Source organism: Paraburkholderia bannensis (assembly GCF_014200455.1).
Taxonomy (GTDB): Bacteria; Pseudomonadota; Gammaproteobacteria; order Burkholderiales; family Burkholderiaceae; genus Paraburkholderia; species Paraburkholderia bannensis_A.
Genome location: NZ_JACHBW010000003.1, coordinates 208,090 through 231,947, shown reverse-complemented (window position 1 = coordinate 231,947; position 23,858 = coordinate 208,090). Strand labels below are relative to the sequence as shown.

Genomic DNA, 23,858 nt, shown 5'->3' with positions numbered 1-23,858 from the left:
ACAGCAATGGGCGCATTGTGCGCCCATTGTCTTCCCAGCTTCTGGAAAAACCGCACGCCTAGCGTCGCGGCAAGGTCTGGCGCGGTGCGCGCTCATCGTCATAAAGCACGTGCTTGCGGCCTTCGATGTGGTGGGAGATGGTGCTGCGCACCTGCGCGGCGGTCACATTGCCGGCCACCACCTGCCGCGAGATGCGGCCATCGCCGTCGATCCATTCGACGATGCGGCAACTGCTGCCCCAAGGCTGCATGAGCGGCTCGGAGACGCGGCAGCCGCGCACGACGATCGAACTGCCGCCAATGGACGTTTCTGTCTGTTTCAAAGTCGCTATCCTTTCCGCTTTATGCGGGGTTGCTCATTCGGGCAAGGATAGGGAAATCGCAAAACTTTCTGGTTACAGCGCGCGCCAGGGTTGTTACTAATGATTACGCGCCAGACCGCGCCTGCGCGCGCCTTGTCTGGCGCGCGGGCAACGCTTAGTCGAACTCGCGCACGCGATCGATCGCTTCTTCGATCCGCTCGACGGCGATCACGTTCAGACCTTCGATTGGCTGTTTCGGCGCGTTGGCGCGGGGAATCAGCGCGCAGGTAAAACCGAGCTTTGCCGCTTCCTTCAGACGATCCTGGCCGCGTGGCGAGGGTCGGATCTCTCCAGCCAGACCGACTTCGCCGAAAACGATCAGACCCTTTGGCAACGCCTTGTTACGCATCGAGGAATGAATCGACAGCAACACGGCAAGATCCGCAGCCGGTTCGGTGATCTTCACGCCGCCCACGGCGTTGAGGAACACGTCCTGATCGAAGCAGCCGATGCCCGCGTGCCGATGCAGCACCGCCAGCAACAGCGCCAGACGGTTTTGCTCCAGCCCCACGGCCAGACGGCGCGGGTTGGGCACCTGCGCCGTATCGACCAGCGCCTGCACTTCCACCAGCAGCGGGCGCGAGCCTTCCTGGGTCACCATCACACAGGAACCCGGCACGCTCTGCTCGTGCTGCGACAGAAACAGAGCGGAAGGATTCGCCACACCGCGTAAGCCTTTTTCCGTCATCGCGAACACGCCCAGCTCATTGACCGCGCCAAAGCGGTTCTTGAACGCGCGCACCAGCCGGAACGACGAATGGGTGTCGCCCTCGAAGTACAGCACCGTGTCCACGATGTGTTCCAGCACGCGCGGCCCGGCGAGGTTGCCCTCCTTCGTGACGTGGCCGACCATGATGATCGACGTGCCCGACTGCTTGGCGATGCGCGTGAGCTGCGCCGCGCATTCGCGCACCTGCGCAACCGAGCCGGGCGCGGAAGTGAGCGCTTCGGAGTAGATCGTCTGGATCGAGTCGATCACGGCGACATCGGGCTTTTCGGCCTCGATGGTCGCCTGGATCTTCTCCAGCTGGATTTCGGCGAGCAACTGCAGATCGTTCATCTTCGAGCCCTGCTCCAGCAGCCCGAGACGTTGCGCGCGCAACGCAATCTGCGCGGCGGATTCTTCACCGCTCACATAGAGCGAGCGGCGCTCGGCGGCGATTTCCGCGAGCGATTGCAGCAGCAGCGTCGACTTGCCGATGCCGGGATCTCCGCCGATCAGCACCACGCCGCCGGCGACCAGACCGCCGCCCAGCACGCGGTCGAATTCACCGATCCCGGAGGTGAAGCGCGGCACATCGGAAGCTTCGATATCGGCCAGACGTCGAACCGGCGCGCTCTTGGCGAGCGCCTGAAAACGGTGATTGCCAGCCGGCTCGACAACGCTTTCCACCAAGGTGTTCCACGCATTGCACGCGGGGCATTGCCCTTGCCACTTATGCGTCTGTCCACCGCATTCGGTGCAGATATAGACCGTCTTCGCCTTCGCCATGCTTGTTGTCTTGTTGCGCCGTGACGCGCGTTTGTCTGGAGATTGATCCGGAAAAGCGAGCCGGAATATTGGGCCGGAATATTGTGCCGAAAGCGCCGCGCCTATTCCGCGCGCACCGGCACGCGCGGCGCAACCGCGCACATCAATTCGTAGCCGATGGTGCCGCAGGCCGCAGCCACGTCGTCGATCGGCAGTTTCGCGCCCCACAGTTCGACGCGCGTGCCGATGCCCGCTTGCGGAACCGGCGTGAGATCGACGGTGATCATGTCCATCGAGACGCGTCCGACGATGCGCGTGCGCACGCCGTCGACGATCACGGGCGTGCCTTCGGGCGCGACGCGCGGATAGCCGTCCGCGTAACCGCAGGCGACCACGCCGATACGCATGGTTTTGCGCGCCGTAAAGGTCGAGCCGTAGCCGACCGTCTGCCCTTCCGCCACCGTCTGCGTGCCGATGATTTCCGAGGCAAGCGTCATGGCCGGTTGCAGGCCGGTGCCATCGATCGCGGTGGCCACGCCCGAAGGCGACGCACCATACAGAATGATGCCGGGGCGCACCCAGTCGAAGTGCGATATCGGATGCCAAAGCGTGGCCGCCGAATTCGCGAGGCTGCGCGTACCCGCGATGCCTTGCGCGCCGCGCTCGAACGCCGCCATTTGTTCAGCGATGCCGCGCGGCGCGTCGGCGTCCGAAAAGTGCGTCATCAGCGTGATCTGGCCAATGCCGGGACAGGCGCGCGCGCGCTCCCAGGCCGCACGGTACTTCTCAGGCGAATAACCCAGCCGGTTCATGCCGCTATTCATCTTGAGATGCACATTGACCGGCTTCGACAGCCGCGCCATTTCGAGCATGCGCATCTGCTCGTCGCAATGCACGACCGTCGCGAGGCTGTAGCGGTCGATCACGTCGATGTCGGTGGGACGGAAAAAGCCTTCGAGCAGCAGGATCGGGCCGGCCCAGCCCAGTTCGCGCAGTTTCACCGCTTCTTCGAGATCGAGCAGACCGAAACCATCGGTCGCGCGCAGGCCCGGAAAAGCGCGCGCGAGCCCGTGGCCGTAGGCGTTGGCCTTGACCACTGCCCAGATTTTTGATTTTGGCGCGTATTTCCGGACGACGGAGAGATTATTGGCGAGAGCGGTGGTATGGATCGTGGCTGAGAGGGGGCGCGGCATGGGATTTTTTTCGCAAAGACGCTTTCGAATCAGGAGCTTACAGGGTGTTTTCAGCGCCCGGCAGGCCCGCCGGGTGGGCGGTCAAGGAATGTGCTAGTCCGAATACCGCTATTTTCATGATATAAAGCCCTGCGCACAACCCATTTCGAACGTAATAAGCCCGGATGCCTCCACCCGTCCGGGGCGGACGGACCGCAGCGAGGACAGCATCGCATCAGATGAAAAAAGGCTTTTACACCATCATGGCCGCGCAGTTTTTTTCGTCGTTGGCCGACAATGCGCTCCTCATCGCTGCGATTGCACTGCTGAAAGACCTCCACGCTCCGAACTGGATGACGCCGCTGCTCAAGCTGTTCTTCGTCCTGTCCTACGTCGTTCTTGCCGCCTTCGTCGGCGCCTTTGCCGATTCGCGTCCCAAGGGGCGCGTCATGTTTATCACCAATACCATCAAAGTCGTCGGCTGCGGCCTAATGCTGGCCGGCACGCATCCGCTATTGGCCTATGGCGTGGTGGGTTTTGGCGCAGCGGCCTATTCGCCGGCCAAGTACGGCATTCTTACCGAACTGCTACCGCCTGAGCGCCTCGTGGCTGCCAATGGCTGGATCGAAGGCACCACGGTCGGCTCGATCATTCTTGGCACCGTCCTGGGCGGCGCGCTGATCAGCCCGCACATCGCCGCGCACGTGATCCGCCACACGCCCGCCTCGGTCAACACGCCCGCCGAAGCCGCGATGCTGGTGATCATGGGCATCTATGTGATCGCCGCCCTCTTCAATCTGCGTATTCCCGATACCGGCGCGCGCTATCCGCGCCAGGAACACGGGGTATTTCGCCTCATCACCGATTTCGCCGACTGTTTCAACACGCTCTGGCACGACAAGCTCGGTCAGATCTCGCTCGCCGTCACGACGCTGTTCTGGGGCGCAGGCGCGACACTGCAATTCATCGTGCTCAAATGGGCCGAAGTGTCGCTGGGCATGTCGCTGTCCGAAGGCGCAGTGTTGCAAGCCGTGGTGGCCGTGGGCGTGGCGGCCGGCGCGATGATCGCCGCCGCGCGCATTCCGCTGAAGAAATCACTCTCGGTGCTGCCCGTGGGCATCATGATGGGTATCGCCGTGATGATCATGGCGTTCTATACGCGCAATCTGTTTCCGCAGCATTGGGGCCTGCATATCGGCCATATGCGCGTGCCCGCCTATCTGCTGCTCGCCTATCTGTTCCTGATGGTGGTGGGCGCGCTCTCCGGTTTTTTCGTCGTGCCGATGAATGCGCTGCTGCAGCATCGCGGCCACGTGCTGCTTTCCGCCGGCCACTCGATCGCCGTGCAGAATTTCAACGAAAACCTCTCGGTGCTCGTGATGCTGTGCCTCTACGCCGTGCTGGTCTGGCTCGACGTGCCGGTGGCCATCGTGATCGTGCTGTTCGGCACCTTCGTCTGCCTCATGATGTGGCTGGTGATGCGCCGTCATCAGGCCAATCAACGCGCGTTCGACTCCGTCGCGCTGATCGGCGAAAATCACCGGCATTGATCGCGGCGGCGCGCGCCGCAAGCCCGCGCGCGCCGACGTTCATCGCTCATTCGCCAACCCGATACTTTCCAGCGCCTGCGCAGACGCGGCCTCGCCACCGAAGCCCCGCGCGCGGCGCGTTCGCGACGCTGACATGACCTCTCCGATTCCCAATGTCCTCACCATCGCCGGTTCCGACTCCGGCGGCGGCGCAGGCATCCAGGCCGACCTCAAGGCGTTCTCCGCGCTCGGCGCGTATGGCGCGAGCGTCATCACCGCGCTCACGGCGCAGAACACGCGCGGCGTCACCGCGATTCACGCGCCCGATCCCGCTTTCGTGACGGCGCAGCTCGACGCCGTGTTCGACGATATCCGCATCGACGCCGTGAAGATCGGCATGCTCGCCAACGCGCCGATCGTACGCGCGGTCGCGGATGCGCTGCGCCGCCACAAGCCGACGCGCATCGTGCTCGACACGGTGATGATTTCGAAGAGCAATCACGCACTGCTCGCACCCGAGGCCGTGGCTGCGCTGCGCGAGGAACTGCTGCCGCTCGCGGGCATCGTCACGCCGAATCTGCCGGAAGCGGCGGCGCTGCTCGGCGTGGCGCCCGCCACCGACGAAACCGCGATGGTCGAGCAAGGCGAAGCACTGCGCGCGCTCGGCGCGCAGGCGGTGCTGATGAAAGGCGGCCATCTGGGTAGCGCCGACAGCCCCGACTGGCTGATCGAGGCCGCTGGCACCTTGCGGCTGGGCGGCCCGCGCATTCCGGTGACGAACACGCACGGCACGGGCTGCACGTTGTCTTCGGCGATCGCCGCGCTGTGGCCGCAGCAGCCGACGCTCGCGGATGCGCTTGCGCAGGCGAAGACGTATCTAACGGGTGCACTCGAAGCGAGCGACAAGCTCGACGTGGGCCATGGCGTTGGCCCCGTGCATCACTTCTGGCGTTGGTGGTAAGCCGCTCGCTTCAGTGGCGTGCGTAGGTCCGGGCGCGCTCTGGCCAGTCGTCGGGGACGATGAAACCGCGCGAGCGCTCGACGTAACCGCCCGCCTCGCCGGCGGCAAATGCAGCAACCATCACCGGCTCATGCGGGCGCGCGAGGTTTGCGAAAAGCGTGGCGGGATCGGCGGGGACATCCACCTCTGTGAGCGAAGCTCGGGCAGCTGCATCGCAGCCGTTTTCCTCGGCTTCGCTGATTTGGCTGTTAGTTGCGATCGAAGGGATTGAAGTGTGTGAAGGAAGGCCTCGCGGAGCGAGCCAGGCCAGCCTCGGCAACACGCTCCAGCCATCGACGTTCGAACGCTGCGCAAAGCTCATCCAGTCGGCGTGCGTCACCCACCAGCCGCGGCCGTGGTCTTGCGTCAGCTCCGGCGCAGCCACCGAATGCCCATCGGACCGGTAGAACAGCCATCCTTTGATGAACATCTGCGCATGCCACGGCCCCGCAAAGCCAAGCGACGCAAACTCGGGCCGCTCGCTCAACCGCAGCTGGTGATCGCGCAGATGCGCAAACTTCAGATCCAGGCGGTCGCGCAGATTCGGTCCGACGTAATCCGCGAGCCGCGACACGCCTGCGTCTGGCGCGCCGGCATGGAGAAAGCACTTCACCGCCAGCTCCCAATGCAGGCGCTCGCCCGCTTCGGTCTCAAGCAGGAAATCGCACTCGCCTATCGTTCTGCCCTCGCCGCGCAGCGCTACATTCGCGGCGATCAGGCGGGATCCAGGCGCGTTTCCCAGATACCAGGCGAGCAAGGTTTCGGCATAACGGCCAAGGCGGGTCATGCGCGCGCTGGCCAGCGCTTCATGCAGCCGGGAAGGATCGCGATCGAGTTGCGCAAGCCACGCGATGACGCAAGCCATGCCCGCGTCGCTCGACCACGGCTGGGCGAGCGGCATATGCGGCTGGGCGCGCAACAGGTCGGCGCTCAATAGCAGCCATGCTAGATCGCGCACGGCTGGATCGGCATAACGGTCAAGCACCGATGCGGCCAGCGGCCCGCCTCGATCGGCTCGCACGGGCCGCACGGCGCTCATTGGCCGCCGCCCGCCGCGCGCCACGTATCGCGCGCGAGGCACAGATCGGTCCAGGCCTTCGACTTGTCCTGCAGACTGCGCAGCAGATACGCCGGGTGATAAGTGACGATCACCGGCACGCCTTCGTACTCATGCACGCGCCCACGCAGCGACGCAATGCTGTTGCTGGTCTTGAGCAGGCTTTGCGCCGCAAAGCGCCCCATCGCGACGATGATCTTCGGCTTCACTAACGCGACCTGGCGCTGCAGATACGGCTCGCAGCGCGCCACTTCGTCCGGTTCCGGATTGCGGTTGCCGGGCGGGCGGCACTTGATCACGTTGGCGATATAGACGTTCTCGCCGCGCGCCAGCGCGAGCGAACGCAGCATATTGTCGAGTAGCTTGCCCGCCTGGCCGACGAAGGGCTCGCCCTGGCGATCCTCGTTCTCACCGGGCGCTTCCCCGATCACCATCCATTCGGCTTCGCGGTCACCCACGCCGAACACGGTATTGGTGCGCTTTTCGCACAGGCGGCAGAGCGTACACGACGCGACGCGCTCCGCGAGCGGCTCCCAGTCAAGCGTGGCGACGTCGTTGCGAGGCGCGCGGGCCGGTTCGACGTCATGCGGCAGCACCGCTTCGGAGACAGAATCGAACCAGGCGAAATCGTCTTCGGTGAACGCAGGCGGTTCTTCGGAGGCGGCCGGCGCGGGCTTTGCCGGCGCGACGCGTTCCGGCTGCACGAACGGCGCGTCTTCTGGCGCAAACGCGTCTTCGGCGCGCGCTTTTGGCGGAGCTGCGCCCTCGATGAGCGGCGCGGGCGCGCTGGCCTCGCGAGCGACCACGGGCGGCGCGGCGACTTCAACCTCAACCTCGGCTTCGACCGCGACGGCAACGCTCGCGGCAGCCGCGATCGCCTCTTGCGGCGCAACCGCCGCCACGCCCTTGCGCACCCAGCGCGGCGCGAGGCCCAACTCTTCCAGCGCGATCTCATCGAGCGGCATCCGCGCCCTCCAGTGCAAAAGAAAAACGCATCACGATCGCGTCCTCGCGGCTGTGATGGCGGGCGGGATAGTAATTCTTGCGGCGTCCGATCGTAACGAAGCCAAACTGCTCGTACAGCCGGATCGCCCGATGATTGGACGGACGCACTTCGAGCAGCAAGCCTTCGAGTCCCTGCACACGCGCAATGCGCACGCCTTCGCGCAACAGCGCGAGGCCCGCCCCCATGCCCTGCGCCTGCGGTGCAACGCACAGGTTGAGCAGATGCATCTCGTCGACCACCGGCATCAGCACGCTATAGCCGATCAGCGTGCCCGTCACGTGACGCATGCAAATACCGTAGTAACCATTGCGCAGCGAATCCTCGAAGTTGCCGCGCGACCACGGGAATTCATAGGCGGACTTCTCGATGACAACGACCTCGTCGAGATCGCTCTCCGTCATCTGCGAGAGATAGCGGTCGGTCATCAGCACGCCGCTCATCGACCGCCCTCTTGAGCGTCGCTGCGTGCGTCTTTTTCGGCCTTGGCCGCCATGCGTTCGGCGGTGGTCTGCGCGACCTTGTTGCGCACGTATTCGGGCGCGGCCTGATCGGCGGGCAGCGTGCGGCCCGCGCGGAACGCGCGCAGCGCAACATGGGCGAGCGGCACGGCGTGGGGCAACGCTTCGGCGTCGATCGTGCGCGCCGCGGTTGCAGCCGCCAGCCGTGCACCAAATGCCGCTGCGGCGTTGCCGGCCAGCGTGAACGGCTGATCGGGCGCGACGATCGCCTCGGGCGCGTCGAGTGAGGCGCCCTGCAAGGTGCGCCAGTCGCCCGCAGCGCCCGCCGAGGCATCCCACGCGTAATCGGCCCAATAGGCTTCGTCCATGCGCGCATCGAGTGCCGACAGCACGCGAGTCGCCGCAGGATCACGCAGACGCGCGCTTTCCGCGCACACGAGCAGCGTGCTCACCGGCACCACAGGAATATCGAGCCCGAACGCCAGGCCTTGCGCCACGCCGGTCGCGGTCCGCAGCCCGGTGAAGGAGCCCGGGCCGGAACCGAAGGCAATCGCGTCGCAATCGGCGAGCGCAAGGCCCGCTTCCGCGAGCAGTTCGCCGATGGCGGGCAGCAGGCGCGTGCTGGAAACCGCGCCGGTGGCTTCGTGGCGCATCCAGACCCGCGGTTCCGGCAGTGCCGGCGACGATTGAGCAGATTGAGCAGATTGAGCAGATTGAGCAGATTGAGCGGATTGAGTGTCTTGGGGCGCTTCGGCGCGAAGCAGCGCGACCGAGCAGTATTCGGTCGAAGTATCGAGGGCAAGCAGGACGATTTCAGTCATGACCGCTATTGTAATGCGCCGCTCCCACTCAGTCGCCGCTCAGTCGACGCCCGGCAATGCCGCGCGCCCTGACGGCGCGTGCCTGACTAGAGTGGAGGAATCGTTCCAGCCCTGTGCGGGATGATGGCGACGCTGCGCTGGTAGGATCGATGGGCTGAATCGATACCCAAGCGGAGGAAATAACTATGAGCGATGTCAACGCCCAATTCGTGCAAGCCCAAGAAGATGTCCAGCAACTGACGGAGCGTCCGGGCAACCTGACGCTGCTGCGCCTGTACGCCCTGTTCAAACAGGCCACCGAAGGCGATGTTCACGGCGACAAGCCGGGCTTCACCGACATCGTCGGCAAGTATAAGTACGACGCCTGGGCCGCACTCAAGGGCACCGCCGAAGACACGGCGAAGACGCAGTACGTCGAACTGGTCGAATCGCTCAAGAGCGGCGCGGCGAGCTAGTCGCTTAGCCTTCCGATCGATCCCTGATTTTATCGCCGAGGCCGTTTGCGACGCCACACGCGCCGCCGGCACGGCCTCACCCACCCTCGTACCTTGCGTCAGGCTGTCGCAGGGTACGAGGGATAGCATTAGCTGGCGCGGCGCAACAAAACGAGATATAATCCCTGCTGCGTTGCGCTCCGGTCGCATGTGCGATCAGCAATACGCCACGTAGCGTTAAGCTCCAATCCAGTTTAGAACCTGTCCCCCCCTGCCGTGGCCCTGTTTTCGGGCCGTCAAGTATCAGGCTGGCGACTGGCCAATCCCGGCTAAAGTCGCACCCAAAACAGCTTCTAACGAAAAAATCCGCCCTTCCGTGGTGCGGATTGCCCCCGTTTTTCGATTTGTTCGCAAAATCAGACGACTTGGGTATGCCGATTGGCGCCGACGTTCTATTTCCTGTGTACCAAGGATTTTCATGACTTCGAGCAATACCCAAAGCCCCCTCGACGCGATCGCTAACGACGCCCTCGGTCTCGACGCTGCTGCCTCCGCTTCCACGGAAGCCCCCGCGCAAGCCGCCGACGCACCCGCAGGTCCGACGTTCGAATCGCTCGGTCTGTCGCCGGAGATCGTCTCCGCGCTGATCGCAGCGGGCTATAAGGCTCCGACGCCCGTGCAGGAACGCGCCATTCCTGCCGGCATCGCGGGCCGCGACCTGCTGGTCTCCAGCCCGACCGGTTCGGGCAAGACCGCAGCCTTCATGCTGCCGGCGATCGAGCGTTTCGCGCAGATCCAGAAGGCACAAGCCGCACAACCGCGCGAGCCGCGCCCGCAAGGCGCAGCCGCTCAAGGCCAGCAAGGCCGCTCGCGCCGTCCGCAACAACCGGTCGCCCGTCCGGGCCTGCTCGTTCTCACGCCCACGCGTGAGCTCGCCATGCAGGTGACGACGGCCGCCGCAACCTACGGCAAGCATCTGCGCCGTCTGCGCACCGTCAGCATTCTGGGCGGCGTGGCCTACGGCCAGCAGCTGATGCTGCTCGCGAAGAACCCCGAGATTCTCGTGGCGACGCCCGGTCGTCTGCTCGATCACCTCGAACGCGGCCGCATCGATCTGTCCGAACTCAAGATGCTCGTGCTCGACGAAGCCGACCGCATGCTGGACATGGGCTTCATCGACGACATCGACACGATCGTCGCCGCAACGCCGCAAACGCGTCAAACGATGCTGTTCTCGGCCACGCTCGACGGCAAGATCGCTTCGGTTACCGGCCGCCTGCTGAAGGATCCGGAGCGTATCGAGATCGTGCGCAAGGTCGAAGCAGCCTCGAACATCGCGCAAACCGTTCACTACGTGGACGACCGCGATCACAAGGATCGTCTGCTTGACCATCTGCTGCGCAACGAGACGCTCGACCAGGCGATCGTGTTCACGGCCACCAAGATGGACGCCGACCAACTGGCCGGCAAGCTGGCCGACGCAGGCTTCGAATCCGCCGCCCTGCACGGCGACCTGCCGCAAGGCGCGCGTAACCGCACGATCCGTGCGCTGCGCGAGCGTCGCGTGCGCGTGCTGGTGGCAACGGACGTCGCCGCTCGCGGTATCGACATCCCGGGCATCACGCACGTGTTCAACTACGATCTGCCGAAGTTCGCGGAAGACTACGTGCACCGTATCGGCCGTACGGGTCGTGCAGGCCGTTCGGGCACGGCAGTGAGCCTCGTGCACCACGCCGAGCAAGGCGCGCTCAAGCGCATCGAGCGTTTCGTGCGCGGCACGCTGCCGGTGAACGTGGTTGAAGGCTTCGAGCCGCGCAAGGCAGCGCCGGCAAACCGTGGCTTTGGCGGCCGTGGCCGTCCGGGCGGCGGCAACGGCGGTGGCCGTCGCTTCGGCAACGGCGGCGGCAAGCCGGGTGGCTACGGCAACAACCGTAGCGGCGAGCGCAGCTTTGGCGATCGCAGCGGCAACGGCGGTAATGGCGGCAATGGTGGCAATGGCGGTGGTTACGGCGACCGCACCAACAACGGCGGCGAGCGCAACGGCAACAGCTGGGGCAATCGTTCGGAAAACTCGCGCGGCGGCTTCGGCCAGCGTGAAGGCGGCTACGGCGCACAGCGTCGCGAAGGCGGCGATCGTGGCGGCTACAGCCAGCCGCGCGGCGAAGGCTTCGCTAACCGTCCTCGTGAAGGCTTCGGTGGCGGTGCTCGCCGCAACGACGGCCCGCGCGTTCGTCGCGACAGCTAAGCCCTTCAACGGCCCGACGATGCAGGCGCAATGAAGATTGCGCCTGTCTCACCCGAGTCATGATCGGCAGATAGAAAGACCGGTGCCCAGGCACCGGTCTTTTTTTGTCTGCCCGCCTCGTTTCACGATGCGGGAAATTTTTTTGCTTGGTAAAAAATCGTGCTGCGGGGCACAAAGGCCGGTGTTGCAGGATGGAAAATGGCGTTTCCCAATGCGGAATGCATCAAATAAACACTTGAATTTATTGAATTAAAAAACAAACAATTGTTCCATTGCCGGTCTGTTGCATAGCGATCGATTTGCCTAGACTCTTATATAAGAGTTCGCGAACTGACACGCCCAACGTAACATGCCGCGTCGCAGGCTTCGCGAAGTTCAACAGCTCAGCAGTTCCGATCCGCGGTTCACCTATCCGGTAATCAGCACACAGAAGGAGCTCACCATGTCGACGCGTCAACAGCAAGCACAGCAGCTTCAACAGCAATGGGATACCGATCCGCGCTGGAAAGGCATCCAGCGCAACTACACGGCTGACGACGTGGTGCGCCTGCGCGGCTCGATCCAGCCCGAGCACACGCTCGCCAGGCTTGGTGCAGAAAAGCTCTGGCAGGGCGTGAACAACGAGCCCTTCATCAACGCGCTGGGCGCCCTCACTGGCAACCAGGCGATGCAGCAGGTCAAGGCCGGTCTCAAGGCGATCTATCTGTCGGGCTGGCAGGTCGCGGGCGATGCGAATCTGGCTGGCGAAATGTATCCCGACCAGTCGCTCTACCCTGCGAATTCGGTGCCGCAGGTGGTCAAGCGCATCAACAACACGCTCACACGCGCCGACCAGATCCAGTGGTCCGAAGGCAAGAATCCCGGCGACGAAGGCTACGTCGATTACTTCCAGCCGATCGTGGCCGATGCCGAAGCCGGCTTCGGCGGCGTGCTCAACGCGTTCGAGCTGATGAAGGCGATGATCGAAGCCGGCGCGGCTGGCGTGCACTTCGAGGACCAGCTTGCTTCGGTGAAAAAGTGCGGCCACATGGGCGGCAAGGTGCTGGTGCCGACGCGCGAAAACGTCGCCAAGCTGAGCGCTGCGCGCCTGGCCGCCGACGTCTGCGGCGTGCCGACCGTTCTGCTGGCCCGCACCGATGCCGAGGCCGCCGACCTCGTCACCTCCGACATCGACGACAACGACAAGCCCTTCCTGACCGGCGAGCGCACGGTCGAGGGTTTCTTTCGCACCCGCAACGGGCTCGAACAATCGATCTCGCGTGGCCTCGCCTACGCACCGTACGCCGACATGATCTGGTGCGAAACGGGCAAGCCGGATCTGGCCTTCGCGAAGCAGTTCGCCGATGCGATCCATGAGGAATTCCCAGGCAAGCTGCTCGCGTACAACTGCTCGCCGTCGTTCAACTGGAAGAAGAACCTGGACGACGCGACCATCGCCAGATTCCAGCGCGAGCTGGGCGCGATGGGCTACAAGTTCCAGTTCATCACGCTGGCCGGTTTCCACTCGCTCAATTACTCGATGTTCAACCTCGCGCACGGCTATGCGCGCCAGAACATGAGCGCCTTCGTCGAGTTGCAGCAGGCCGAGTTCGCCGCCGCGGAAAAGGGCTTCACCGCGGTGAAGCACCAGCGCGAAGTGGGCACCGGTTACTTCGACGCGGTGACGCAGACGGTCGAGCGCAATGCGTCGACCACGGCGCTGCACGGTTCGACCGAAGACGAACAGTTCTTCGACCATAAGGACGCGCAGAACCAGAAGGTGGCGTAAGTGCAGTAAGGAGCCGATGCGGGGGCGCGTGTTCCCGCGCAGGTTCCGGGCGGTGCTGTTTCATCGTGGCAGGCGGCAGCGGTGGCCGGCGTGCGGTCCTTGGCGGGACGCGACGGTTGCCGTTGCCGCTGTAGTAAGCCCCCGCCGTCAGCGATACACGATCACCGGAATCTTCGTATGGGTGAGCACGCGCTGCGTCTCGCTGCCGATCAGCAGGCTGCCCAGCCCGCGCCGCCCGTGCGAGGCCATGAAGATCACGTCGCAACCGCAGTTTTCGGCAGCTTCGATGATGCCGAGGTATGGCGAGGGATGCACGCTGACGCAACTGTCGCAATCCACTCCGGCACCGCGCGCGGCCACCTCCACCTCGTCCAGATGCGCACGTGCTTCCCGCTCACTGCGCGTCTGGAAATCGCCGGGCAACTCGATCACGACATCGGCGTAAGGCGAGTACGGGTATTGCGGCAGGCAGGCGTAGGCCGTGATGCGCGCGCCGACCGTGCGCGCCAGATCGATCGCGCCGTCGATGGCCTTTTTCGACAGATCCGAGCCGTCGGTCGGAACGAGGATGTGCTTGAACATGGCGCCCTCCGTGTTCGTCCGGGACTGTGGGCCGGCTTCCTTTCGATTGTAGTGCGCGAAGAAGTGCCGCAAGACCGGCCTACGGGCTTCTCCGCATAGTGAAAACGCGCGGTTCCGAACGAACCCCTCAGTCCTGCCCCCAGTAACCCGGTTGGCCGTAGGTATGTTTGAGATAGTCGAGAAAGAGGCGCACGCGCAGCGGCAAATGGCGGCGTTGCGGAAACACGGCATGGATGCCGATGGGCGGCGCGGCGTAGGCGTCGAGTACGCTCGCGAGCCGGCCCGCCGCAATATCGTCGCCGACTTCCCACCACGAGCGCCACGCGAGTCCGTGACCTTCGAGGCACCACTCGTGCAGCACCGCGCCGTCCGAGCACTCCATCGTGCCGGACACGCGGATCTGCACCACCTTGCCGTCCTCCTGAAAGGTCCAGCCGCGCTGCTGGTTCAGGCTCGCGCCAAACGCAAGGCAGTTATGGCGCGCGAGATCGGCGGGCGTGTCGGGCGCGCCGCGCCGCGACAGATAGGCGGGCGACGCCACCACCACGCGCCGGTTCTCGCCGAGCTTGAGCGAGACCAGCGACGAATCGGGCAACTCGCCCAGCCGCACCGCGCAATCGAAGCCTTCGTTGACCAGGTCGACGAGCCGGTCGGACAGGTCGAGCGTGATAGTCACATCCGGATGCGCGGTGGTGAAATCGGGCACGAGCGGCGCGACATGGCGTCGCCCAAATCCTGCCGGCGCCGACACGCGCAAGTGCCCGCTCGCCTTCACGCCGCCCGCCGAGACGCTCGCCTCCGCATTCTGCAGTTCGTGAATGATGCGCTGGCAATCCTCCAGGAAAGCCGAGCCTTCAAAGGTGAGCGTGAGGCGCCGCGTGGTGCGAACCAGCAATTTCACGCCGAGGCGCTCCTCCAGCGCGTCGATGCGCCGGCCAATGATCGCGGGCGCGACGCCCTCGGCCTGGGCTGCGGCGGAAAGGCTGCCTTTCGCGGCAACGGTGGCGAAGGTTTCAATCTGTTTGAAGCGGTCCATGAGCGCGCCTGCGGCGTAAAACACGAGTTCGGCGCCCAGATTAGGTGGGTAAAAGTAAAAGATCAAGTGATCGTTGCCGACTTTTTCCACCATTGCACTCATGAATACAATGTTCCTCGACCTCTGATGATGGAGTGCAAGGCTATGTCGGCCACAACGACAATCCACAATCCCAAGGCAGTGATCTTCGACGCGTACGGCACGCTTTTCGACGTGCATTCGGTCGTCGCCGCCGCCGAACAGATGTTCCCCGCCCACGGCGAGGCACTTTCGTTGCTCTGGCGTCTCAAGCAGATCGAGTACACGCAGCTGCGCACGTTGTCTGACACGGCAGGCGCGCGCTACAAGCCGTTCTGGGACATCACGCTCGACGCGCTGCGCTATGCGGCACGCCGTCTGAACCTGCCGCTCACGGGCGCGGGCGAAAAGCGTTTGATGGACGAATATGCCTGCCTCTCCGCCTTCCCCGACGTGCTGCCCGTGCTGCGCCGCCTGCGCGAGCCGCGTCAGGACGGCACGCGCCTGGGCCTCGCGATCCTCTCCAACGGCAATCCGCAGATGCTCGACATCGCCGTGAAGAGCGCGGGCATGAACGGTCTGTTCGACCACGTGCTGTCGGTCGATGCCGTGCGCGCCTATAAGCCCGCCGCTGCGGCCTACTCGCTCGGTACTCACGCATTCGATGCCGCCCCGCGCGACATCGTATTCGTGTCGTCGAATGGCTGGGACGCCGCGGGCGCCGGCTGGTTCGGCTACACCACCTTCTGGATCAATCGCCAGCGACTGCCCGCCGAAGAACTCGGCGTCACGCCGCACGGCACGGGCGGCGGCATGGCAGAGCTTGCCAGCTTCATCGCCACGATTTCCGCTTCACCCTCCGACACCGCAGCAACCGCCGAACGAAGCCGCCCCCGCCCCAGCCCGGGCCCATGACGACAGCGTTCAGCCAGCACGGTAATAACAACACCCAAGCATTTCAATCTGACCGACCAAGGAGTTAGCAAATGGCGAACACGTTGCAACTGCCGCAAGGCATGCAGATCACGGCCGAAATTCAACCCGGCTTCGAACAGATCCTCACGCCCGAGGCACTCGAACTCGTCGCGAAGCTGCACCGCGCCTTCGAGCCGCGTCGGCAGGAATTGCTCAAGGCGCGCGTCGAGCGCACGAAGCGCCTCGATGCCGGCGAGCGTCCGGATTTCCTGGCTGAAACGAAGTCGATCCGCGAAGGCGACTGGAAGATCGCGCCGCTGCCGAAGGATCTCGAATGCCGTCGCGTGGAAATCACTGGCCCGGTCGAGCGCAAGATGATCATCAACGCGCTGAATTCGGGCGCGGATTCGTACATGACCGACTTCGAGGATTCGAACGCGCCGAACTGGGACAACCAGATCACCGGCCAGATCAACCTCAAGGACGCGGTGCGCCGCACGATTTCGCTGGAGCAGAACGGCAAGTCGTACCAGCTGAACGACAAGATCGCCACCTTGATCGTGCGTCCGCGCGGCTGGCATCTCGACGAAAAGCACGTCACGGTCGACGGTGCGCGCGTGTCCGGCGGCATCTTCGACTTCGCACTCTACCTGTTCCACAACGCGAAGGAACTGATCTCGCGAGGCAGCGGCCCGTACTTCTATCTGCCCAAGATGGAAAGCCACCTCGAAGCGCGTCTGTGGAACGACATCTTCGTCGCGGCCCAGGAAGGCGTGGGCATCCCGCGCGGCACGATCCGCGCGACGGTGCTGGTCGAGACGATTCTCGCCGCGTTCGAGATGGACGAAATCCTTTATGAACTGCGCGAGCATAGCTCGGGCCTCAATGCGGGCCGTTGGGACTACATCTTCTCGGCGATCAAGAAGTTCAAGAAGGACGCGGACTTCTGCCTCGCGGACCGTTCGCAGATCACCATGACGGTGCCGTTCATGCGCGCCTACGCGCTCGAATTGCTCAAGACCTGCCACAAGCGCAACGCGCCGGCGATCGGCGGCATGAGCGCGCTGATCCCGATCAAGAACGATCCCGCAGCCAATGACAAGGCGATGGGCGGCGTGCGTTCGGACAAGGCGCGCGATGCGGGCGACGGTTACGACGGCGGCTGGGTGGCGCACCCGGGTCTCGTGCCGATCGCGATGGAAGAATTCGTCAAGGTGCTCGGCGACAAGCCCAATCAGATCGGCAAACAGCGTCCCGACGTCAACGTGACCGGCAAGGATCTGATGGACTTCCGCCCGGAAGCGCCGATCACGGAAGCCGGCCTGCGCAACAACATCAACGTCGGCATCCACTACCTGGGTTCGTGGCTCGCGGGTAATGGCTGCGTGCCGATCCACAACCTGATGGAAGACGCCGCGACCGCCGAAATCTCGCGCTCGCAGGTGTGGCAGTGGATCCGCTCGCCCAAGGGCAAGCTCGAAGACGGCCGCAAGGTCACGGCGGAACTCGTGCGCGAGCTGATCCCGCAAGAACTGGACAAGGTGAAGGCTTCGGTCGGCGGCGATACGCAGCCCTACGACCGCGCGGCGCAGATCTTCGAAGAGATGTCGACTTCGGAGAATTTCGTCGAATTCCTGACGCTGCCGCTGTACGAGGAAATCTGAGCGTTAGCAGCCTGAAGCGTTAAGGCGCAAAAAAAGCCCGGCGGATGCGAGTCCGTCGGGCTTCTGTTTTTTGCAGCGTTTTCAGTGCGATCTCAGCGCGCGAGCCGGTGTGCGATCCAGTCGCCGCCGTCGATCTGAGGCAGGCCTTCGGACGCGCGATGGGTAATCGGGTAGTAGAGGCATTCGATCTGCTCGCCCTGCACTTCCACGCTCACCTGGCGCGACACGAACTGGCCTTCCACGCCAGGATAGACCTCTTCGATCTCGTCGAGCACGGGTACGAGCGCTTCGTCAATTTCATAGACATCGCCGAACACCGGCGCGGCCTGAGTATCGGCAATCATGCCGGGATAGCGGCCGAAGTCGAACAGCCGTCCCGCCACGCTCGACTGACCGACGAGGCGCGGCTGGCGGATCGCATGGCGCGCCGCCGCGAGATTGATGTCGTTGATCTCGCCCGCGCGCAGCGTGCCGTAGACGAATACGTATTTCATGCCTTGCGCTCCCTCGCCGCCCGTATCTGAAAATGACCGGCAGCATTATGCGCCAGCCGCACACGCGTTGCGTGCATTCTTGCAGTGCTGTCCGCGTCGCGCCACACCCGCCTAAAATGGTGCCGACAACATCGCCCGGATCCGTCATGCCTTCCGCCACGTTCTTCTCGCTGCCCGATCCCTCGCCACCGGCCGAACTCGCCGATATTCCGCGCGAGTTCGAGCCGACCAGCGAGCACCCGATTCGCGTGCGCTCGCGGCCCATGGCAGCGGGCGTACGCATCGCTCGTCACACGCACGCCTGGGCGCAACTCGCCTACGCGTCGCGCGGCGTGCTGCGTATGGCCACGCCCGGCACGACCTGGATGGTGCCGCCGTCGCGCGCGATCTGGGTGCCGCCGCATGTGACGCACGAAGTGTCCATCGTCGAGGATGCGTTTTTGCGCACGCTCTATGTCGACGCCTCGGTGATTCCGCCGGGGCTCGATGCGTGCCGTGTGGTCGAGGTGTCGGGGCTGCTGCGCGAAGCGATTGCCGCTTTCGACCAACGTGCCATTGGGCCTACGCGCGAACGTCTGCTCGGCGCGGTGGCGTTGGACGAGATCACACGTTCCGCGCCCTTGCCGCTCGCCGTGCCGATGCCCGAGGAAAAGCGCCTGCGCTCGCTCTGCGAAGCCTTGATCGCCGATCCGGCCGGGCCGGGTTCGCTCGAACATTGGGCCGCGCAGGTGGGAGCCAGCACACGCACCATCGCGCGGCTGTTCCGTCAGGAACTGGGCGTGAGTTTTTCGCAGTGGCGACAGCAGGCGATCCTGGCGCGCGCGATTCCGCTACTGAATCAGGGCAAGCCGATGTCGGTGGTCGCGCAGGAACTGGGTTATCAAAGTCAGAGTGCGTTTTCGGCGATGTTCCGCCGCGCGTTTGGCGAAAGCCCGCGAGCCTTCATTGCACGTGGCACGGGCGAAAGCGAAGACGATCAGCGCGAAGAGGACGTGACCAACGGCGAGCCGATAGCGGCGCCCCATGACGTATAACGCGCGATCGCTTCGAAGCCCGGAAAATGGCGGCTCAGACCGGCCGCGTCATGTGCCGGATCGAGCCCAGCCGCGCCAGGCGTGGCCCCGCTACGCGATAACCCATGCGCAGATAAAGCCGCGCCGCAGGATTATCGACGAACACACGCAACTGCAGTTCGCGCAAGCCACGCTCGCGCGCCCAGCGGTGGGAAATGTCGAGCAGAAATGTGCCCGCGCCGTTGCCGCGATAGCCTTCGGCGATCTGCACGTCGCGGATGTGCAGCGAATCGTTCTCCTGCGTTACGCGCAGCACGCCAATGTCCTCGCCATCGAGTTCGAGAATAAAATTTTCCGATTCGCGGTAGCTGGCAAGAAAGAGATCGCCGCGCCAGATCAGATGATGCCGCTGATAGTAGCCGCCCATGTTGCGGCGCGTGAGCGCCTCCGCGAACTCGAAGTCGTCCATGGAGGCGTGGCGCAGCTGGAAGCGCGATGGAATGTCGTTCGGAGCGAACATGGCGGTCAGACGGCAAATAAAACGGCAAGCATGGCGGCGAGCGCGAAATTCGAGGTTTCGACAACGCTACGATAACGCGCGGGCGCAGGCAATGGCCGTTTGTCCGTACAGACCGGGGGAATCGGCAGGAGGCAAAAAGAAAGAGAAATAGAAAAAGCCCGCTGGTTTGACCCAGCGGGCTTTGATCTGGCGGAGCGGACGGGACTCGAACCCGCGACCCCCGGCGTGACAGGCCGGTATTCTAACCGACTGAACTACCGCTCCAGCTTGCTGCATCACCGGCGGGCGTCGGTTAGATCCCGCTGGCGGCGTCGCCTTGACTGCTTGTGGCGCCACTTTGAATTTGGCGTCCCCTAGGGGATTCGAACCCCTGTACTCACCGTGAAAGGGTGATGTCCTAGGCCTCTAGACGAAGGGGACAACACAGGCTTGCGCCTTGAACTACATGCTACCCGAAACTGCCGGATAACTAAATCTGGCGGAGCGGACGGGACTCGAACCCGCGACCCCCGGCGTGACAGGCCGGTATTCTAACCAACTGAACTACCGCTCCAGTACTGCTTGACTGCCCGCGTCGCCTTACTGCTCTGGCGCCGCTTTAAATTTGGCGTCCCCTAGGGGATTCGAACCCCTGTACTCACCGTGAAAGGGTGATGTCCTAGGCCTCTAGACGAAGGGGACAACACAGGCTGACGCCTTAAACTTTTACCACTACAACTAAAAAGCCCACTCACGCTTTCTGAGCGGGCTTCTATCTGGCGGAGCGGACGGGACTCGAACCCGCGACCCCCGGCGTGACAGGCCGGTATTCTAACCAACTGAACTACCGCTCCAACTTATGACATGACAGATGGGTGTCAGTTAGCCCCACCTGCTGCTGCGTCAACCACGTTGACGACGCCTATGTCTGGCGTCCCCTAGGGGATTCGAACCCCTGTACTCACCGTGAAAGGGTGATGTCCTAGGCCTCTAGACGAAGGGGACATAATCTTTTCAGATAATGCCTTGCTACACTTTACTGCCAAACACTCTGCTTTGTTGGTGGAGGTAAGCGGGATCGAACCGCTGACCTCTTGCATGCCATGCAAGCGCTCTCCCAGCTGAGCTATACCCCCTTGCAAAACAGAAGCGAAATTTTAAACTGCATTTTTTCGCTTGTCAAGCACTTTCGAATCATTTTTTTGCTACGCTTTGAAGCTTTGGCGAAACTTCGTTGCTTGATTCGAGGTACTTTCCGCAAGATCTGCTGCTTTTCTTGCGTTCCCCGTTCAGAGGAGACCGAATACTACAGGACTTCTTGCTCTGGCGCTAGTGCCAGAGCAAGAAAAATTTCAGTTTTTTATAAAGCCGCAGAAATACCCTTTTCGATGCGGTTGACCACCACGTCACGGCCGAACAATTCGAGTACCGCGTCGATGGCTGGCGTGTGCGTCGTGCCCGCCACGAACAGACGCACCGGCATCGCCAGTTGCGGCATCTTGAGCTTGTGCGTGGCAAGCGTTGCCTTGAATGCTGCCGAGATCGCGGCCTTTTCCCAATCCGCCGCCTTGAGCGCCGTCAACAGATCGGCCAGCGCCGGGCGCACCACGTCCGTGACGTGCTGGGCAATGGCGTCCGCTTCCGGCTGCGGCTCGCGGTAGAACATTGCTGCGCTTTCGGCCACTTCCTTGACGGTGTTGGCGCGGTCCTTGAAGAGCGCCACCACGCCTTCGAGCGGCGCCCCACTGCTGAGCGCCGCTTCGTTCACGCCCAGTGCGGCGAGGAACGGCTTGGCCAGTTCAGCCAGACGCGCGTTATCGACGCTCTTCAGGTAGTGGTTATTCAGCCAGTTGAGCTTGTTGTGGTCGTACTGCGCCGGCGACTTGCCGAGGTGATCCAGATCGAACCAATCGACGAACTGCTCGCGGGTGAACACTTCCGCGTCGCCGTGCGACCAGCCCAGACGCGCCAGATAATTCAGCACCGCTTCCGGCAGATAACCGGCGTCGCGATAGCCCATCACGCTCATCGCGCCGTGGCGCTTGCTCATCTTCTCGCCCTGCTCGTTGAGCACGGTCGGCAGGTGGGCGTAGACCGGCGGCTCGCCGCCCAGCGCGCGCAGGATGTTGATCTGGCGCGGCGTGTTGTTCACGTGGTCGTCGCCACGGATCACGTGCGTGATTTTCATGTCGAGATCGTCCACCACCACGCAGAAGTTGTAGGTGGGGGTGCCGTCCGGACGCGCGATCACCAGATCGTCGAGTTCTTCGTTGGAGATTTCGACACGGCCCTTCACGGCGTCGTCCCATGCGACCACGCCCGTCAGCGGATTGCGGAAACGCAGGACCGGCTGCACGCCCTCGGGCGGCGTGGGCAGCACCTTGCCCTGTTCCGGGCGCCACGTGCCGTCGTAGCGCGGCTTCTCGCCGGCTTCACGCTGGCGCTCGCGCAACGCGTCGAGTTCTTCGGTCGACATGTAGCACGGGTACACGAGGCCCTGCTGCTGCATTTGCGCGAGCACTTCGCGGTAACGGTCCATGCGCTGCATCTGGTAGAACGGGCCTTCGTCGAAATCGAGGCCGAGCCACGCCATACCTTCGATGATCGCGTCCACGGCTTCGGAGGTCGAACGCTCGACGTCGGTGTCCTCGATCCGCAGCACGAAGGTGCCCTTGTTGTGGCGCGCGAAGGCCCACGGATAAAGCGCGGAGCGAATATTGCCGAGGTGAATGAAGCCGGTCGGGCTCGGCGCGAAACGGGTACGGACGGGAGTTGTGGTCATGGGCGAATACTCTAGGACGGTGCAATCGCGCGGCCGGCTCGCATTGCCTCACGCTGACGAAGGGCGCAGATGCGGGCGACGGCGGACAGCGTAGGTTCGCGGCGCAGGGCGTGTGACCGGCTTGCAGCTGGCACAGCGCGGCGCCGAAAGCGAACGAAAAACCGGGAAAATCAGAGACGCGATTATACCCGCCGCCGGGCGCTTCGGCCGCCCCTGGACGCGGGGGGGCAAAGGCGTGGCCAATGGCTTGCGCAATGACCGCCGCCATTCACACGCATGACGGTGTTTCGGAGCGAAATTCATGTCGCATTGAGCGTCACATGGCGTTACACGCACAAGCCGTGCGCGCGGGGCGCTTTGCCTTATGATGTCGGCGCGCTGGTAACCTCGCCGGCCTGAAGCGGCCCGCCCACGCGGGTCGATAGAACAAACGCGGCGCGGCCGCTACACGCCTGGCACGCTTGTCCGCACGCCGCCTGGAGAAATTGCTTGAAGCCCAGTTCGAAGTCCGATTTTGCATCCACTGCGCAGTCCGGTTCCGATTCGTCATCCGCGTTTTCGCTGCGCCGCCGCCACTTTTCGCTCGCGGCCGCTTCCAGCGTGCTCGCCGCCTGCACGACCGGCGCTCAATCGCCCGATAACAAGCCGCAGGTCGTTGCGCCCCCCGTCGCGCGTACGCAGCGCCCGATCCGCGTGGGGCTGGCGCTCGGCGGCGGTGCTGCACGCGGGTTTGCGCACATCGGCGTGATCAAGGCGCTGGAAGCCCGCAATATCCAGGTCGATCTGGTGACGGGCACGAGCGCCGGTTCGGTGGTCGCGGCGCTCTACGCCTCAGGCATGAACGGATTCGCGCTCAACAAGCTCGCGCTGACGATGGACGAAGCCTCGATCAGCGACTGGGCCATGCCGTTCCGCACGCGCGGCATCCTGCAAGGCGTGGCGCTGCAGAACTTCCTCAACACCACCTTGCACGACCGACCGATCGAGAAGATGAACAAGCCGCTCGGGGTCGTCTCCACCGATCTGCAGACCGGCCAGCCGATCCTGTTCCAGCGCGGCAATACCGGCATCGCCGTGCGCGCCTCGTGCAGCATTCCGTCGATTTTCGAGCCGGTGAAGATCGGCGGCCACGAATACGTCGATGGTGGCCTGGTGAGCCCGGTGCCCGCTTCGTTCGCAAAGAAAATGGGCGCCGATTTCGTGATTGCAGTGGATATTTCGTCGCGACCGGAATCGGCTTCGACATTGAGCCAGTTCGACGTGCTGATGCAGACCTTCACGATCATGGGCCAGTCGATCAAAACCTACGAACTGGACAAATACGCCGACGTGGTGATCCGCCCGAGCCTGAATGCGATGTCGAGCAGCGACTTCACGCAGCGCAACGCCGCAATCCTCGCGGGCGAGGAAGCCGGTGCACGCGCCGCGGCGGAAATCGAACGCAAGCTTGCCGCGGCACGCAGCGCCCAAGCCTGAGTGCTGGCGGTGCGCTTTAAGCACTCCAGACGCAAAAAAGCCTGCTCCAACGAAGCA

At 63.8% G+C, this 23,858-nt stretch carries 21 protein-coding genes and 7 tRNA genes; 9 read left to right on the top strand and 19 right to left on the bottom strand.

Features of this window, described 5'->3' with window-relative positions:
- Positions 1-58: 58 nt before the first annotated feature.
- The 3 genes from F4827_RS06780 to alr form a co-directional block, all read right to left on the bottom strand.
- Complete coding sequence (locus F4827_RS06780) at positions 59-322, bottom strand: DUF2866 domain-containing protein (protein WP_167055917.1); 264 nt, start codon at positions 320-322, stop codon at positions 59-61.
- Between the two features lie 154 nt (positions 323-476).
- Positions 477-1,853, bottom strand: coding sequence for a DNA repair protein RadA (gene radA, locus F4827_RS06775; protein WP_183723077.1), 1,377 nt, complete (start codon positions 1,851-1,853; stop codon positions 477-479).
- Positions 1,854-1,954: 101 nt separating this feature from the next.
- Entirely contained in the window at positions 1,955-3,025 is a 1,071-nt protein-coding gene (gene alr / locus F4827_RS06770; protein ID WP_183723075.1) for an alanine racemase, read from the bottom strand.
- Between the two features lie 218 nt (positions 3,026-3,243).
- Here alr and lplT point away from each other — a divergent pair, with 218 nt between their 5' ends.
- Positions 3,244-4,554, top strand: coding sequence for a lysophospholipid transporter LplT (gene lplT, locus F4827_RS06765; protein WP_183723073.1), 1,311 nt, complete (start codon positions 3,244-3,246; stop codon positions 4,552-4,554).
- Between the two features lie 133 nt (positions 4,555-4,687).
- A complete protein-coding gene (gene thiD / locus F4827_RS06760) occupies positions 4,688-5,494 on the top strand; it encodes a bifunctional hydroxymethylpyrimidine kinase/phosphomethylpyrimidine kinase (RefSeq protein ID WP_183723071.1) in 807 nt (268 codons plus the stop codon).
- Between the two features lie 10 nt (positions 5,495-5,504).
- Here the strand turns inward: thiD and F4827_RS06755 are convergent, their stop codons facing one another.
- From F4827_RS06755 to tsaB, 4 genes are read right to left on the bottom strand one after another with little or no spacing between them, the layout of a single operon-like run.
- Complete coding sequence (locus F4827_RS06755; protein WP_183723069.1) at positions 5,505-6,572, bottom strand: DUF1853 family protein; 1,068 nt, start codon at positions 6,570-6,572, stop codon at positions 5,505-5,507.
- Complete coding sequence (locus F4827_RS06750) at positions 6,569-7,555, bottom strand: uracil-DNA glycosylase family protein (protein WP_183723067.1); 987 nt, start codon at positions 7,553-7,555, stop codon at positions 6,569-6,571. The genes F4827_RS06755 and F4827_RS06750 overlap by 4 nt, the downstream gene beginning before the upstream one ends.
- Positions 7,542-8,036 (bottom strand): ribosomal protein S18-alanine N-acetyltransferase, encoded by a 495-nt coding sequence (gene rimI, locus F4827_RS06745; RefSeq protein WP_183723065.1) that lies wholly within the window; start codon positions 8,034-8,036, stop codon positions 7,542-7,544. Before rimI ends, F4827_RS06750 begins: the two co-directional genes overlap by 14 nt.
- Positions 8,033-8,875, bottom strand: coding sequence for a tRNA (adenosine(37)-N6)-threonylcarbamoyltransferase complex dimerization subunit type 1 TsaB (tsaB, locus tag F4827_RS06740; protein WP_183723063.1), 843 nt, complete (start codon positions 8,873-8,875; stop codon positions 8,033-8,035). Before tsaB ends, rimI begins: the two co-directional genes overlap by 4 nt.
- Positions 8,876-9,060: 185 nt before the next feature.
- On the opposite strand from tsaB, the gene F4827_RS06735 reads away from it, so the two are divergent.
- The 3 genes from F4827_RS06735 to aceA all read left to right on the top strand — a co-directional run bounded on the left by F4827_RS06735 (position 9,061) and on the right by aceA (position 13,322).
- A complete protein-coding gene (locus tag F4827_RS06735) occupies positions 9,061-9,330 on the top strand; it encodes an acyl-CoA-binding protein (protein WP_183723061.1) in 270 nt (89 codons plus the stop codon).
- A gap of 457 nt (positions 9,331-9,787) precedes the next feature.
- Positions 9,788-11,554, top strand: coding sequence for a DEAD/DEAH box helicase (locus F4827_RS06730; RefSeq protein WP_183723059.1), 1,767 nt, complete (start codon positions 9,788-9,790; stop codon positions 11,552-11,554).
- Positions 11,555-11,996: 442 nt separating this feature from the next.
- Entirely contained in the window at positions 11,997-13,322 is a 1,326-nt protein-coding gene (gene aceA / locus F4827_RS06725) for an isocitrate lyase (RefSeq protein ID WP_183723057.1), read from the top strand.
- Between the two features lie 147 nt (positions 13,323-13,469).
- On the opposite strand, the gene F4827_RS06720 is transcribed toward aceA, so the two are convergent.
- Complete coding sequence (locus F4827_RS06720; RefSeq protein WP_183723055.1) at positions 13,470-13,904, bottom strand: universal stress protein; 435 nt, start codon at positions 13,902-13,904, stop codon at positions 13,470-13,472.
- Positions 13,905-14,031: 127 nt separating this feature from the next.
- On the bottom strand, positions 14,032-14,940 hold the full coding sequence (locus F4827_RS06715; RefSeq protein ID WP_183723406.1) for a LysR family transcriptional regulator: 909 nt from the start codon (positions 14,938-14,940) through the stop codon (positions 14,032-14,034).
- A 144-nt stretch (positions 14,941-15,084) separates the two neighbouring features.
- Here F4827_RS06715 and F4827_RS06710 point away from each other — a divergent pair, with 144 nt between their 5' ends.
- Both F4827_RS06710 and aceB read left to right on the top strand, forming a co-directional pair.
- Positions 15,085-15,873 carry a haloacid dehalogenase type II gene (locus F4827_RS06710; protein WP_183723052.1) on the top strand — a complete coding sequence of 263 codons (789 nt, stop codon included), beginning with the start codon at positions 15,085-15,087 and terminating at the stop codon, positions 15,871-15,873.
- 71 nt (positions 15,874-15,944) lie between these two features.
- Positions 15,945-17,537: a malate synthase A gene (aceB, locus tag F4827_RS06705; protein WP_183723050.1), complete on the top strand. Its 1,593-nt coding sequence runs from the start codon at positions 15,945-15,947 to the stop codon at positions 17,535-17,537.
- A 92-nt stretch (positions 17,538-17,629) separates the two neighbouring features.
- Here aceB and F4827_RS06700 read toward each other — a convergent pair whose 3' ends face one another.
- Positions 17,630-18,031: a gamma-glutamylcyclotransferase gene (locus tag F4827_RS06700; protein WP_183723048.1), complete on the bottom strand. Its 402-nt coding sequence runs from the start codon at positions 18,029-18,031 to the stop codon at positions 17,630-17,632.
- A gap of 146 nt (positions 18,032-18,177) precedes the next feature.
- On the opposite strand from F4827_RS06700, the gene F4827_RS06695 reads away from it, so the two are divergent.
- The gene (locus F4827_RS06695) at positions 18,178-19,065 is read left to right on the top strand and encodes a helix-turn-helix domain-containing protein (protein ID WP_183723046.1); all 888 of its coding nucleotides are present in this window, start codon (positions 18,178-18,180) and stop codon (positions 19,063-19,065) included.
- 34 nt (positions 19,066-19,099) lie between these two features.
- Here F4827_RS06695 and F4827_RS06690 read toward each other — a convergent pair whose 3' ends face one another.
- The 9 genes from F4827_RS06690 to gltX all read right to left on the bottom strand — a co-directional run bounded on the left by F4827_RS06690 (position 19,100) and on the right by gltX (position 22,325).
- Positions 19,100-19,564 (bottom strand): GNAT family N-acetyltransferase, encoded by a 465-nt coding sequence (locus F4827_RS06690; protein ID WP_183723044.1) that lies wholly within the window; start codon positions 19,562-19,564, stop codon positions 19,100-19,102.
- Positions 19,565-19,751: 187 nt separating this feature from the next.
- Positions 19,752-19,828 (bottom strand) — tRNA-Asp (locus tag F4827_RS06685).
- Between the two features lie 80 nt (positions 19,829-19,908).
- Positions 19,909-19,984, bottom strand: a tRNA-Glu gene (locus tag F4827_RS06680).
- Between the two features lie 56 nt (positions 19,985-20,040).
- Positions 20,041-20,117, bottom strand: a tRNA-Asp gene (locus F4827_RS06675).
- Positions 20,118-20,169: 52 nt separating this feature from the next.
- Positions 20,170-20,245: transfer RNA gene (locus tag F4827_RS06670), tRNA-Glu, on the bottom strand.
- Positions 20,246-20,320: 75 nt separating this feature from the next.
- A tRNA-Asp gene (locus tag F4827_RS06665) sits at positions 20,321-20,397 on the bottom strand.
- A gap of 75 nt (positions 20,398-20,472) precedes the next feature.
- A tRNA-Glu gene (locus F4827_RS06660) sits at positions 20,473-20,548 on the bottom strand.
- Between the two features lie 55 nt (positions 20,549-20,603).
- A tRNA-Ala gene (locus tag F4827_RS06655) sits at positions 20,604-20,679 on the bottom strand.
- 224 nt (positions 20,680-20,903) lie between these two features.
- On the bottom strand, positions 20,904-22,325 hold the full coding sequence (gltX, locus tag F4827_RS06650) for a glutamate--tRNA ligase (RefSeq protein WP_183723042.1): 1,422 nt from the start codon (positions 22,323-22,325) through the stop codon (positions 20,904-20,906).
- A gap of 561 nt (positions 22,326-22,886) precedes the next feature.
- On the opposite strand from gltX, the gene F4827_RS06645 reads away from it, so the two are divergent.
- On the top strand, positions 22,887-23,801 hold the full coding sequence (locus tag F4827_RS06645) for a patatin-like phospholipase family protein (protein ID WP_233178467.1): 915 nt from the start codon (positions 22,887-22,889) through the stop codon (positions 23,799-23,801).
- The last annotated feature ends 57 nt before the right edge of the window (positions 23,802-23,858 follow it).

Excerpts from the sequence above, each read along its gene's own strand:
- gltX (WP_183723042.1), bottom strand. The coding sequence starts at position 22,325 with ATGACCACAACTCCCGTCCGTACCCGTTTCGCGCCGAGCCCGACCGGC.
- F4827_RS06730 (WP_183723059.1), top strand. The coding sequence starts at position 9,788 with ATGACTTCGAGCAATACCCAAAGCCCCCTCGACGCGATCGCTAACGAC.
- F4827_RS06755 (WP_183723069.1), bottom strand. The coding sequence starts at position 6,572 with ATGAGCGCCGTGCGGCCCGTGCGAGCCGATCGAGGCGGGCCGCTGGCC.
- alr (WP_183723075.1), bottom strand. The coding sequence starts at position 3,025 with ATGCCGCGCCCCCTCTCAGCCACGATCCATACCACCGCTCTCGCCAAT.
- F4827_RS06720 (WP_183723055.1), bottom strand. The coding sequence starts at position 13,904 with ATGTTCAAGCACATCCTCGTTCCGACCGACGGCTCGGATCTGTCGAAA.
- thiD (WP_183723071.1), top strand. The coding sequence starts at position 4,688 with ATGACCTCTCCGATTCCCAATGTCCTCACCATCGCCGGTTCCGACTCC.
- rimI (WP_183723065.1), bottom strand. The coding sequence starts at position 8,036 with ATGAGCGGCGTGCTGATGACCGACCGCTATCTCTCGCAGATGACGGAG.
- F4827_RS06735 (WP_183723061.1), top strand. The coding sequence starts at position 9,061 with ATGAGCGATGTCAACGCCCAATTCGTGCAAGCCCAAGAAGATGTCCAG.
- radA (WP_183723077.1), bottom strand. The coding sequence starts at position 1,853 with ATGGCGAAGGCGAAGACGGTCTATATCTGCACCGAATGCGGTGGACAG.
- lplT (WP_183723073.1), top strand. The coding sequence starts at position 3,244 with ATGAAAAAAGGCTTTTACACCATCATGGCCGCGCAGTTTTTTTCGTCG.
- aceA (WP_183723057.1), top strand. The coding sequence starts at position 11,997 with ATGTCGACGCGTCAACAGCAAGCACAGCAGCTTCAACAGCAATGGGAT.
- F4827_RS06710 (WP_183723052.1), top strand. The coding sequence starts at position 15,085 with ATGTCGGCCACAACGACAATCCACAATCCCAAGGCAGTGATCTTCGAC.
- F4827_RS06690 (WP_183723044.1), bottom strand. The coding sequence starts at position 19,564 with ATGTTCGCTCCGAACGACATTCCATCGCGCTTCCAGCTGCGCCACGCC.
- F4827_RS06700 (WP_183723048.1), bottom strand. The coding sequence starts at position 18,031 with ATGAAATACGTATTCGTCTACGGCACGCTGCGCGCGGGCGAGATCAAC.
- F4827_RS06750 (WP_183723067.1), bottom strand. The coding sequence starts at position 7,555 with ATGCCGCTCGATGAGATCGCGCTGGAAGAGTTGGGCCTCGCGCCGCGC.
- F4827_RS06715 (WP_183723406.1), bottom strand. The coding sequence starts at position 14,940 with ATGGACCGCTTCAAACAGATTGAAACCTTCGCCACCGTTGCCGCGAAA.
- aceB (WP_183723050.1), top strand. The coding sequence starts at position 15,945 with ATGGCGAACACGTTGCAACTGCCGCAAGGCATGCAGATCACGGCCGAA.
- tsaB (WP_183723063.1), bottom strand. The coding sequence starts at position 8,875 with ATGACTGAAATCGTCCTGCTTGCCCTCGATACTTCGACCGAATACTGC.
- F4827_RS06695 (WP_183723046.1), top strand. The coding sequence starts at position 18,178 with ATGCCTTCCGCCACGTTCTTCTCGCTGCCCGATCCCTCGCCACCGGCC.